This is a genomic window from Candidatus Halocynthiibacter alkanivorans (assembly GCF_003333265.1).
GTDB classification, from domain to species: Bacteria; Pseudomonadota; Alphaproteobacteria; order Rhodobacterales; family Rhodobacteraceae; genus Halocyntiibacter_A; species Halocyntiibacter_A alkanivorans.
This window is the reverse complement of sequence record NZ_QOLB01000167.1, coordinates 1-12,085: the sequence shown is the minus strand read 5'-3', so window position 1 is coordinate 12,085 and position 12,085 is coordinate 1. Positions and strand designations below refer to the sequence as shown.

Sequence of the window (12,085 nt, the reverse complement as noted above, 5' to 3'; positions counted from 1 at the left end):
TGGGCTGGCACCCGGAGCCCGACAACCAATTGCCAGCCTCCACAGCCCCGGGGCACCGCCAGTGACGTCGCTAAACTGCAGAACCCCCGCCAGAAACGCAGAGCTGCGCCGCGCATGCTCTTGAAAATACAGCATGATGTCACTGAGTTAGAAATCACATCCGAGATATGCGGGGATGAGTGCGCGCTCTTCCCCGCGGGGAAGGTTTTACTCCAGCTGGTCCAGCAGTGAGCGCACAGCCGCTTCCAGCTTGCGCCGGTCGATGGTCGAAAAGTCCCGGTTCAACCGCACTTCCAGCCTGCCGTTTGCGGCGACGCATTTGGCCCGGCCCTGGGCACGGGGAAGCTGGAAGCTGGTCCTGGCTTTGGGGCCAGTGACCGCAGGGGTTGGCCTTGGAGCAGCCCCCTGCCCTGCCCCGTTCACGCGGGCCTCCGCACCCTGACCGGCAAAACGGCGCAGCACGTCAAGCTCATCCTTGACCGAGCGGTTGCCCCACCCCTTCAGCTCCGTCCGGATCGTCGCCGCAGTGCCAGGCACCTCCTCCAGCCGCGCCACCAGCGACAGCCCAAGCGCGCGTGAGATGTCGGGCGCAAAACGCAGATCCTCCCCCAGCGCCGCCATCAGCTTGATGAAGGCGCGGATGTAGCTGCGCTTGGAATAGCCGGTGGACTGATAGAGCACCGCCACCGCTTTGTCCGGGTCGTTGACTTCGGTGTCCGGGTCCATGGCGTAATGCAGCGCCAGCTGCGCCATCTCGGCAAAGGAGATGTCTTTGCGCACCAGGTTCTCGTCCACCATACGCCGGTACAGCGCCTCAAGAGTGGCCCCCTGCCCGGTGATCCCGGCCGGAATTTTACCCCAGCGTTCCGCGTCACCGGTTTCTTCCAACAATTCTTTATAAGCGCTGAGCCGCCGGAACCCCTGGATCAGCTCATAGCGCCCGTCCGCGCGTTGCTCAACCTGGATCGGGTTTGACAGGCCCAACTCGCGGATCGAGATCACCAGTTCCGCCAGTTCCATATCGGCGCCGCTGGAGCGGTCGCGGGTCAGCTTCCAGGTGTCAATTTTTTCAAGCGGGATAAGGTCAGTGATCAGCCCCAGCTTTTTCAGCCGCACATGTTCATGCGCCAGCGCGTCATTCTCAGAGCGGATCCGGGCTTCTGTCGCGGCCCGGTCCCGGCTGTTATGTGCGGTTTCGCTGATGGCGGTGGCCATCGGACCTCGCCGGGTGTCAGGTTTTTCCACCTTCCCCGCGGGGAAGATTTCGGTTTCAGTGGCGGCAGGTTCGTCCGGCATCTCAATGCTGAATACACGACGTTTCTTGCTCATGTCTCATCCTCCAGCTTATCCCAGGCCTCAATCACATTGCCCTTAAATTCTTCATAGGCGCGGTCAAATGTGGCGCGGGCACGCCGCCATGTGCCGCGGGTCATTTCCCGGTAATCAATCTCGTAAACTGAGCTGAGGAAACGGCCGGATTGCTCCACCGCCCGTGTCATCTCAATCGGGTGCTCCGCCACCCGGTCACCAAACACCTGTTTGAAGGCGTCAAACATCGCCACATGCAGATCGTTGCCGGGCTCATAGCGGGTCATCAGGAAGCGCACGTCACAAAACGCCTTGGGCAGTTTGATCTTCCCCGTGGGGAAGGTGTCAAAGCCGTGCGCCAGATCTTCCAGCGCCTCGGCCAACTGACCGATAAAGGAGGTGGTGGAATCGTATTCCCAGTAACCGGGGCCTGAGGGGATATAAAGCATGTCGGCGGCAAAAACCGCATTCATCGACTGATAGCCGATCGCCGGCGGGCAATCGAACAGGATCAGGTCGTAAGCGTCATCTGCAAGAGAGTCGAGAAAACGCGACACGGCGCTGAAGAAAGTCCATTCCGGATTCAGGTGCCGGTACTGGGCCGATGCAAACTCGACAAAAGCTGCGTTGGCGCAGCTGGGCACGATGTCGATGGTCGGCCAGGCAGTGGGTTTGATGAAATCTCCGGGGCGCAGCGCGTCCAGCCCCATATCGCGGATGCTGGCGGGGATTTTGCGCTGGGGCAGGGCGGTGCCGGATTCTGCACCCTGGGCGCTGCCATTTATCCGGTCGGTCTCGCGCACCAGATCACGCGCCATGATGCCCCAGACAGTGTGATCCTCGGCAACATCATTCAGCCCCATTGAATGGGACAGGGTGGCCTGAGGGTCAAAGTCCACCACAAGGATGCGATAGCCGTCCAACGCTGCCGCGTGGGCCAGGTGCAGCGCCACGGTGGATTTACCGGCACCACCTTTGAAATTAGCAATGGCGGCGCGGAAGGCGCGTTTGCCGGCGGGGCGGGGCGGCATCAACGATTTGCGGTTCACCCTCATCCGGCGGCGCAGCTCATTGATTTCGTCCAGGCTGAACCAGCGCTGGCGGCCGTCCTCCTCGACTTCCCCGCCGGGAAGGTTCGGGTCTGCCGCCAGCCGGCCGCGGAAGGTGGATTGATTGATCTTCAGGATCAGCTCCGACACTTCCCAGCTTGAGAAGCGGCGCAGGGTCTTTTCATTCTGCGGGCTGAAGGTTTGTCGCCGGATCCAGCTCTGCATTTTCAGCGACTGCGCCTGCATCTGCGCAAGGTCTTCGTGGGTGTACATGCCTGCTCCATCTCATGTGGACGTTAAATCTGCTCTGTTTTGTGTTTACGACCGATTTGCCAAAAAAGCAAAAGAGAAGTTACAGTGATCCGACAATCTTCCCCGCGGGGAAGCTTCCGTTGTTTTACAGGGCTCTGAGCGCCCTGACCGATTCGGAACCAGGGCCTGTGCAAGGGACCGCCCGCCAGTGATATTCGGGGCTGAACAGACCCTATATAAGGGGACGGACTCTACGCCCCCTCCACCTATTGGGGGACATCATAGCAAGATAGGGGGTCTCCCTGGATGTCCCCCTTAACCATTGATACCTATTTTTATATTCATAAAATATGGATAAGGGTCCGGCCGGCGCCCAGGATCAGGACAAGTTCCTTGACAGAATCGAACCTCCGGACGCAAATGGAGCAACGGATCGGAAAAGCGCTGAGATGGCGGGGAAATCAACCCAACCGACCGTATGAGCAGTCCCGGATCTGAGCAGGTCCGCAGCAGTGGAGCCGGCAAAGACCGGTCAACAGGAGACGACCATGCAGGTCAGCCAACCGGTCGGGCGTGACGCCGCAACAAAGAAGTACGATATACTTTCTGCGTTGATGGCACATGGGCTTGCCCAGGACAAACACCGTCAGCGTCTGGTGATGCGGCTGCTTTCCCTGATTACCACCCGATACAACTGGGCCCGTAATGAATTGTCGATGGGGCAGAAAGAAATTGCCCGGCTGTGGTGCGTCGATGAACGCACTGTGAAACGCGAGATGGCAAAGCTGCGCGCTATGGATTGGCTGCTGGTGAAACGCGCCGCTGTGCGCGGCAGGGTGTCGCTGTACGGGCTGGATCTCGAACGCATCCTGCTGGACACGCGGCCACAGTGGGAAAATATCGGCCCCGATTTCATAGAACGTATGGAGATGACCCACCGCGCCGAACCCGGCAGCGGCGGCAATGTTGTACCGTTCAAACCGGTGGCCGCTCCGGTGGGGGAGGGGCTATGGGCCGCGGCACAGCGGCAATTACACACTGAGGACAGCGCCACCTATGGCGCCTGGTTTCAGAGCCTTGTCGAGGCGGAGCGGGACGGTGGCACCGTGCAGCTCGCCGCACCAAGCCGGTTTCATGCCACCTATGTCAGTACTCATCTGCAGGCGCGGTTGCTGACGGCGTTACGCCGGGCGGATGCCAGCGTGTCAGACGTGCGGGTGGTGGGCTAGTTGTCTGGCTTTGAATTTTTGCAATAAATGCGGTTTTAAGCTTTATCAGAGACTGGTTCGTTGCCGAACCCAGCTGCCTAATCCGCAGTCCTTTTGGACGAATTTTGGCGATAATTGCAAACGCTAAACATTCACCAGCGAACTAGCGCATGATACGACGCAGTTTGGGCCGGAACAGGCTCTGTATTGGATGCTGCACGCGGTATAAAGGCAAGCGCTGTGTGTTACGCCTGTTGCGGTCACCTGGCTTGCAGGAAGCGGCAACTCCCCTTTGAAATCACCGCTGCGGTCAACGGCCCGGACCTGTAGGCCCCAGTGTCAATGGCGATGCGCCCGTCTTTAATGGCAGGCTTTTTGACAATGGTATGGCCGTGCACCACCCACTGGCCATCGTCGCGCGGTTTGCGCATGAAATCGGCATGGCCCCAAAGCAGGGTACGTTCACTCTGACCATCCGGCGCACGCGCTGGGTTCAGTGCGGCATGGGCGCCGCTGCAATTGCCGCTGTGCCAGCTGAGTGGCAGGGCTTTCAGCCAGGACAGCATTTTGGGGGGCAGGGCGGCTTCAAACGCGTCGCAGATCTCCAGCAGGTCCTCGGCCGGCGCTTTTTCACGCGCCCCGGTGATGCCAAAACTGGCCAGGGTCTGAATGCCGCCAAACCGCAGCCACATCGCGCCGCGCCCGGCCGGATCATCAATGAAATCGAGCAACATTTTTTCGTGGTTGCCCATAAGGCAAACCGTCCGGGTGCTGACGGTCTGGCTCAGCGTGTACAGACGGTTCAGAACTTCAGCCGATTTAGCGCCGCGATCGATGTAATCACCGATGAACAGAAGTGTTGCTTTCTCAAAACCTTCCGACGCCCGGTCCTGATCGATCTGGTCCAGGAGCTTTTCCAACTGATCGGCCTGGCCGTGTATATCGCCGATGGCGTAAAAAGGCGTGTCCGGCGCGAGCGTGGCGCAGAACCGGGACGTGTCATCTACGGTTGTTTTGGAGCGGAAAAGGGACTTCAGACGGGAGAGGGGCAATGGTGGACCTTTCTGGATTGCGCGGATTGTCACCTGGATTTCTGGTCCGGTGCAATCTCTATTGCGCAACAGCGGCAATTTAGATCATGAAGGCTTCAACGGGAGATTGTATTTACCCCCGGAGTATGGGACCAGACTGGGATCTCACCTGATAATCTAAGAGTATGCTGATGTCTGACGCCCCCCTTTCTGCCGGCTCCTCAATCCGTAACCTGCCCGCGGATATCGCCGATGATGAGATTGATCTGGGGGCTTTGTTCGGCACCCTTTGGCGCGGTAAGTGGTGGATCTTTCTGTCAACTTTGATCGCGATTCTGATCGGCGGCTATTATGCGTTTGTGGTGGCCGTGCCGGTGTATACCGCCAATGCAATTGTGGTGCTGGAAAGCCGCCAGGAAAGTGTTGTCGGCCTGGAATCGGTGATGTCGGGCCTGTCTGGCGATACAGCAACGATCAATACCGAAGTTGAAGTCATCCGTTCGCGTGGTTTGATTGGCAAGCTGGTGAAGGGGCTGGATCTGACCGCTGACCCGGAATTCAATCCGACATTGCGGCCAGAGCCGAAAATCTCTGTGGGCAAATTGATTGAACTGGTGCGCGGCGCGAAAGACATCCCGGAGCCGACAGAACAGCAGATCCTGGATGCGGCCATCGACACTGTGCTGAAGGCGCTGAGCGTGTCCAATGTGCGCCAGAGTTATGTGTTTCGTATTGCGGCGGTGACTGAGGGTGCGGAGAAGTCCGCTGCGATCACCAACCGGCTGGCGGAACTTTATGTGCGTGAGCAGCTTGAAATAAAATTTACCGCCACTGAGGACGCCACCGCATGGCTGACCGGGCGGGTCTCTGAATTGCAGATCGCATTGGAGAACGCGGAAACAGAGGTCAAAGTATTCAGTGCCAGTACTGATCTGATCAGCCCGGAAGCGCTGGCGGGGATGAATCTTCAAATTAAGGATTTGCGGGAACGCGCGGCGGATGCGCAGGCATCGGCTGAGGCCGCGGGCACCCTGGTTCTGCGGATGCGGGCGGCGCGGGACCAGGACGACTATACTGTAATGGAACTGATCGCAGATGACCGGACACTCAGCCGGATTTCGGCGCAGGTTGAAAGCGGCGCTGACGGAGCGGAACAGATTTTCCTGAGCCGGTATGAAGTGCTGTCGCTGCGTCAGAGACAGGCGCAGTCGCGCTCAGAAAACCAGCAGGCCACGTTGCGGTCCTCAATTGACGCGCTTGAGACACGCATTGCGGCACAGTCCAGTGATCTGGTGGCATTGCAGCAGTTGCAGCGGGAGGCAGAAGCCAGCCGGCTGATTTACGAGTTTTTTCTCGGTCGGTTGAAAGAAACCAGCGTGCAGCAGGGCATTCAGGAGGCCGACAGCCGGATCCTGTCGCGCGCCGTGGTGCCACGCGCAGCGACGGCGCCGCGTAAATCGATGATCCTGGCGCTGTCGGCGATGCTCGGCGTGTTTTTTGCCGCCGGGTTGATCCTGCTGCGGGAAATGCGCCAAAACACCATCCGCACCGCGGACGAACTGGAAAAGCTCTCGGGGCTGACCGTGATGGGGCAGATCCCGAACATTCCGGCGCGGCGACGCAGCAATGTTTTGAAATACCTGGTGGAAAAACCCAATTCTGCGGCGGCGGAGGCGGTTCGCAACCTGCGCACCTCGGTGCTGCTGTCAAATGTCGACAAGACGCCGCAGATCATCATGTCCACGTCGTCCTTGCCAGGCGAAGGTAAAACGACCCAGTCTTTGGCGCTGGCGCAGAATTTTTCAGGTCTTGGCAACAAGGTGCTGCTGATTGAAGGTGATATCCGGCGCCGGGTATTTGGCGAATATTTCCACATTGGTGACAAGCCGGGATTGCTGGCGGTACTGGGCGGCGATATTTCGCTGGCGGATGCGGTGGAACACAATGACGAACTTGGCGCGGATATTCTGATTGCCGACAAAACCAAGATCAACGCGGTCGATGTGTTTTCGTCGCAAAAATTCAAAACGCTGATGGACGAGCTGCGCGGCATCTATGATGTGATCATTATCGACACTCCGCCGGTGCTTGTGGTGCCGGACGCGCGGGTGATTGGCCAGTCGGTGGATGCGATCCTGTATACGGTGAAATGGGACACAACCACGCGCAACCAGGTGCGTGAAGGGCTGCGCATGTTTGAAACTGTGAACCTGAAGGTCAGTGGCCTGGTTTTGGGGCAGATCGATGCCAAGGGCATGAAACGTTATGGTTATGGCGGCGCCTACGGGGCCTACGGCGCGAAATATTACCACAATTAGCGGCATCGCGGCGCCGGCTGGGACTGGCAGCGTGACGCATCGGTTTCGATTATGAATTTTTCGGCGGATTGGGCTTGTGAACAGGCTCTGATGCAGCTGGAAGGGCAGGGCCACACGCAGTGGCCGTTTTGCGCGGCCAATTTCATGATCGGTGATCTTTGCGCGATGGGGCGGGGCATCTGGCCGCCCGGTTGGACCGGACGGCCAGCAGATCAGTTCTGCAGATAGACCTCGAGACTGTCGTCCAGCGCGTCTTTCCACGGGGTATGATGCACCGGCGCCATAGTGCCGGTGATCACTGAGCGGAAGGAGTTGTTGCGAAAGCCCATGATGTCTTGGCCCTTGTGGGCTTTCCACTGATAAAACGCCTGGCAGGCACCATCGACATCAAAGCTGGGGTAGTCGGTTTCTCCGATCAGTTCTTTCACGTAGTCGCCCTGGTATTTGATGGCATATTTGATGTCGTCAGAAGCGTCTTCCCGCGCCTCACGCGCCGCCACATCCGCCAGCAGAGCAGCGGCGTCGGCAGGCACTTGGATTTTGCCCATGATGGCGTCACGCACCCACCAGGCCTGGGCGTCAAACATGTTGAAGGTGAACCACTGGTCCTGCATGCCGAGATAGAACATTTTTGGGTTATGGGCGTAGACCACGCCTTTGTAGAGATCGGCGCTCGCGAGCCGGTTGCTGGTCTTCAGCCGCAGATCATCAGGCAGGAAGTTGAAGAAGTGTTTGTAACCGGTGCACAGGATGATGGCATCGACCTGTTTCTGGCTGCCGTCCCGGAACGTGGCGGTATTGCCGTCCACACATTCCAGCGCCGGCACTTCCTGCCAGTTCTCAGGCCAGTCAAACCCCATCGGGGCGCTGCGGTAGCTGGTGGTGATCGATCTGGCGCCATATTTCCAGCATTGTGAACCGATGTCTTCAGCCGAGTAGGAGGCGCCGAGGATCAGCACGTCTTTACCGGCGAATTCGCGGGCGTCGCGGAAATCATGCGCGTGCAGCACGCGGCCGTTGAACGTATCAAAACCTTTGTAGAACGGCACATTTGGCGTAGAGAAATGACCCGACGCGCAGATTACGTGATCAAAGTCTTCTTTGTAGCTGCTGTCTTTGATCTGGTCGTGCACGGTGACGGTGAAATTGCCGGCGTCTTCATTGTATTCCACCCAGCGGATCGGGCTGTTGAACCGGATCCATTTGCGCACATCGGCTTTTTTCACCCGGCCTTCAATATAATCAAACAGCACCGCGCGCGGCGGGAAAGAGGCGATCTGTTTGCCAAAATGTTCCTCAAAAGAATAATCGGCAAATTCGAGCCCCTCTTTGGGGCCGTTTGACCACAGGTAGCGGTACATTGAGCAGTGCACCGGTTCGCCATGTTCATCAAGCCCGGTGCGCCACGTGTAGTTCCACAACCCACCCCAGTCGCTCTGTTTTTCAAAACAGGTGATTTCGGGGATTTCCTCGCCGTTGTTTGCCGCCGACTGGAATGCGCGCAGCTGGGCAAGGCCGGAAGGGCCGGCCCCGATAATGGCAATTTTTTTCCTGGTCATATGCGCTCCCTGCTGGCCTGGGCCAATAATTTAATTTGGTTCTTTTGGTCTGGTCCAATTAGCTGTTCCCAGGACCAATCTGTCAAGAATTATTCATTTAAGGAAAATGTTTTTCCGGATACGGGGCTGGTCTTCCGGGGGTTTAATGTTAGTTTCAGCCATGAGTTCAACGAGTTTTGCACATCATCTGGCGGTGACCAGCGCGCTGCCACGGCTCCGGGTGGGCATGGCGGAGACCGTCAATATCGGCTTTCTGGCGCCGTTAAGTGGTCCGGTTGAAAGCTGGGGCCTGCCCGGGCTGAACGGCTGCCGGATCTGGGAAGACTGGTTAAACAGGGCCGGTGGCATGCTGATCGGCGGGCGGCGCTGTCCGGTCCGGATTCACCCGGTGGACTGCGGCTATGATCCCGCGCGTGCGCTGGCGGGGGCGCAACACCTGGTGCAGCAGCATGGGGTCAGCCTGCTGATGATGCTGGGCGGTGATACCTTCACCCCGGTGCGGGAGTACCTGATGGAGAACAAGGTGCTGACTTCGACCCTGTTGCCGACAGACCTGTCGCCGGACACACCTTATCTGATCGCGCCCAGTGAATTGCATCCGATCTATAATGTGACCGGGGTGCAGTGGCTGGCAAAAAATCATCCGGAGCTGAAAACAGTGGCACTCTGTAGTCAGACCGATGAGCTGGGCCTGCCCTCGCTGGCGACCTACCGGGCGGCGTTCAAAGCGGAGAATGTGAAGATCCTGCACGAGGTGCAATATGCGCCCGAAGTGACTGATCCGGGGTCCATTGTGCAGCCAATGCTGGAGGCGGAGCCCGATATTCTGTGCTGGTGCACTTCAAATACACCGATGGTGCATGCGATGACGGAATACGCCTTTGCCAAAGGCTATAAGGGGCGCATTCTCTCCTGCACGATGGACGGGTATGAGCGGCTGGTGGCCAGGACATCGGTGGAGTTCATGGAAGGCGTCACCTTTCAGTTCCCGGATTTTGATGATCCGATGCTGCGGCAAAAGGCATTTTTCTTTAACCAGCCGAAGGCGTTTTTTGAGGAATATAACCGCCGCTTTCCAGGCACCTGGAGTGCCGTGAGTTGGGAATATGCCGCGATTCTGGATATCTGGCACGCGGCGGTGGAAAAGGCGGGCAATGTGCGCACGGTCTCGGTTCTCGCGGCGATGAAGCAGTTGGGGCAGGTGAGCCATGCGTTTGGCCCGGCGCAGTGGTGGGGCGACGACATATTCGGCATTTCAAACGCGCTGGTGGGCGACTGGCCGGTGGTGACCGTGCAGGACGGCAAAGCGCGCATCGTTGAATTTGGCTCGGTGCCGGACTGGCTGGCGCAACATGGGGCGTTGTTGCACCGGGAAATGTCAGATCTGGGACAGCTCTGGCAACAGCGGTTGCACCGTAGTGCAGGGGCCGGTGTGGCCGAGATGCGCGTTGCAGACCGTTAACCGGCTGGTTGATCCCTGCCGGTGACGGAAACGGCGTGAGATGCGCCTGCCAGTCGGTGAGGGCAGGGGGGTCAGTCTTGCTGCAGCAGCAGTTTCTGCTCTTCGATCAGGTGCAGTTTGATAAATTCCACCGCCGATTCCACGTCGCGTGACGCGATGGCGTTGAACAGCGTATTGTAGCGCTGCTGATAATCCTGAATGCGTTTTGGTGTCAGGTGGCGCCGCAGCAATGTGGTGCGGAAACTCTGCCGGCAGGCCGCGATCGTCAACTGGTAACAAGAGGCCAGCAACGGGTTGCCGGTGCCCTCGGCGATCTTGCGGTAAAGCTCTTCCTCGCATTTCGCGAAACGGGCGGCATCGGTGCGCACCGCCTCGATCCTCGACAGCACCTGGTCCAGCTCTTCGATCTGGCGGGGAGTCATGTTGATCACCGCAAGCCGTACCATTTCAGGTTCCAGAATACCGCGCATCACCAGGTGGTCCAGCGGGCTGGTATCGTCGGCGATGGAGCTGAAGCCGGCCTGTGTCTGCTGCCCGGAGCGGTAGGTCACGAAACTGCCGGAGCCGGCCCGGCGCCGGATCACCTGGCGGCTTTCCAGCACATCGAGCGCCTCACGCACGGTATTGCGCGCGACGCCCAGCTCTGAGGCCAGGGTGCGTTCTGACGGCAGGCGGGTGTCCAGCGGATACTCGCCCGACTTGATCCGGGCGAACAGGCTGTCGATCACCACCTGCACCGTGGCGCCAACCGCGTGGCTGGAGAGCAGTTGAGAAATATCCTGGTTTTTTGCGCTCATAGGTCCGGTCTCTGTACTTTTCTGAGGGCGGAAGATCCGCGCCTCCGGCAGCTGGTGTTCTCTGCGCCCCGGGGGCAGGGCGCCGGTTGAAAGCTATCCGCCGGCGTTGCGGCTGACAAGGGTGGTTCCATAATTGGTATAAATTTGGTTCTGCATCCGGGTGGACCTGGTGTGGCTGCGACATCGTGAAATGGGCACATAACATGGTTTACAGGGGCGAAACCATTGGAAATACGGCATATATTCGGGCTATAGTAATGTCAGTAAAAAAAGTTTCGCACGCTTTTGTGATGGCGACCTGGTCTTGTGATTTTCCGGTCACCGGCGTAAGCGGGGCCCGGGCAACAAAGGGAAATTCGGTTTGACGAGCATGACAGCAGAGGCAGAAAACGCGGCACATCTTTCGCAGGACCCGCACAAGACCCGGGACAATGGCGAAAAAGTTCTGGAAGTTGCCATCGGGCGCGAAGTGCGCGCTTACCGGCGCAAGCAGGGGTTTACCGTGGCGGATCTGGCGACGCTGACCGGCCTCTCAATCGGCATGTTGTCCAAGATTGAAAACGGCAATACCTCGCCCTCGCTGACCACGTTGCAGTCTCTGGCCAATGCGTTGAGCGTGCCGATCACCTCGTTTTTCCGCCGCTTTGAGGAGTCCCGTGAAGCGGTGCATACCAAGGCCGGAGACGGCGTCGAAATGGAGCGTGCCGGCACACGTTCGGGGCATCACTACAATCTTCTGGGTCATATTGGTGCCAATGCCAGCGGGGTGATTGTTGAGCCTTATCTGATCACGCTGACCGAGAAATCCGATGTTTTTCCGACTTTCCAGCATGACGGGATCGAGACGCTCTATATGCTTGAGGGCGAAGTGAAATACCGCCATGGCGATCAGGTGTTTTTACTGCAGCCGGGCGATACGCTGTTTTTTGACGCGGACGCGCCACACGGGCCGGAAGTGCTGGTGAAATTACCGGCGCGCTACCTGTCGGTCATTTCCTATCCACAAAGCAGCTGAAACGCGTCAACGCGTTTGGGTTGAGCCCTGTGCACCTGATCGGCGATTGGGACAAAAAAATGCCGGTGTGGGGAACACACCGGCAC

The 12,085-nt window shown here is 58.6% G+C and carries 9 protein-coding genes; 4 read left to right on the top strand and 5 right to left on the bottom strand.

The features are described 5' to 3' along the window. Window positions 1-207 precede the first annotated feature (207 nt). Both DWA01_RS22145 and DWA01_RS22140 read right to left on the bottom strand, forming a co-directional pair. Window positions 208-1,329, bottom strand: coding sequence for a ParB/RepB/Spo0J family partition protein (locus DWA01_RS22145; RefSeq protein ID WP_114287981.1), 1,122 nt, complete (start codon window positions 1,327-1,329; stop codon window positions 208-210). Beyond that, window positions 1,326-2,630 (bottom strand): AAA family ATPase, encoded by a 1,305-nt coding sequence (locus DWA01_RS22140; RefSeq protein ID WP_114287980.1) that lies wholly within the window; start codon window positions 2,628-2,630, stop codon window positions 1,326-1,328. Before DWA01_RS22140 ends, DWA01_RS22145 begins: the two co-directional genes overlap by 4 nt. Window positions 2,631-3,157: 527 nt before the next feature. Between DWA01_RS22140 and DWA01_RS22135 the strand changes: the two genes are divergently transcribed. Beyond that, complete coding sequence (locus DWA01_RS22135) at window positions 3,158-3,838, top strand: DnaA N-terminal domain-containing protein (RefSeq protein ID WP_114287979.1); 681 nt, start codon at window positions 3,158-3,160, stop codon at window positions 3,836-3,838. A 239-nt stretch (window positions 3,839-4,077) separates the two neighbouring features. On the opposite strand, the gene DWA01_RS22130 is transcribed toward DWA01_RS22135, so the two are convergent. Further along, on the bottom strand, window positions 4,078-4,869 hold the full coding sequence (locus DWA01_RS22130) for a metallophosphoesterase family protein (RefSeq protein ID WP_160116099.1): 792 nt from the start codon (window positions 4,867-4,869) through the stop codon (window positions 4,078-4,080). 170 nt (window positions 4,870-5,039) lie between these two features. On the opposite strand from DWA01_RS22130, the gene DWA01_RS22125 reads away from it, so the two are divergent. Continuing rightward, window positions 5,040-7,166, top strand: a complete 2,127-nt coding sequence (locus DWA01_RS22125) for a GumC family protein (protein WP_114287982.1) — start codon at window positions 5,040-5,042, stop codon at window positions 7,164-7,166. A 212-nt stretch (window positions 7,167-7,378) separates the two neighbouring features. On the opposite strand, the gene DWA01_RS22120 is transcribed toward DWA01_RS22125, so the two are convergent. Next, window positions 7,379-8,725: an NAD(P)-binding domain-containing protein gene (locus tag DWA01_RS22120; RefSeq protein WP_114287977.1), complete on the bottom strand. Its 1,347-nt coding sequence runs from the start codon at window positions 8,723-8,725 to the stop codon at window positions 7,379-7,381. A 160-nt stretch (window positions 8,726-8,885) separates the two neighbouring features. On the opposite strand from DWA01_RS22120, the gene DWA01_RS22115 reads away from it, so the two are divergent. After that, on the top strand, window positions 8,886-10,187 hold the full coding sequence (locus DWA01_RS22115) for an ABC transporter substrate-binding protein (RefSeq protein ID WP_114287976.1): 1,302 nt from the start codon (window positions 8,886-8,888) through the stop codon (window positions 10,185-10,187). 71 nt (window positions 10,188-10,258) lie between these two features. On the opposite strand, the gene DWA01_RS22110 is transcribed toward DWA01_RS22115, so the two are convergent. Continuing rightward, on the bottom strand, window positions 10,259-10,984 hold the full coding sequence (locus tag DWA01_RS22110; RefSeq protein ID WP_114287975.1) for a FadR/GntR family transcriptional regulator: 726 nt from the start codon (window positions 10,982-10,984) through the stop codon (window positions 10,259-10,261). Between the two features lie 370 nt (window positions 10,985-11,354). Here DWA01_RS22110 and DWA01_RS22105 point away from each other — a divergent pair, with 370 nt between their 5' ends. Continuing rightward, entirely contained in the window at window positions 11,355-11,999 is a 645-nt protein-coding gene (locus tag DWA01_RS22105; protein WP_114287974.1) for a helix-turn-helix domain-containing protein, read from the top strand. Window positions 12,000-12,085 lie beyond the last annotated feature (86 nt).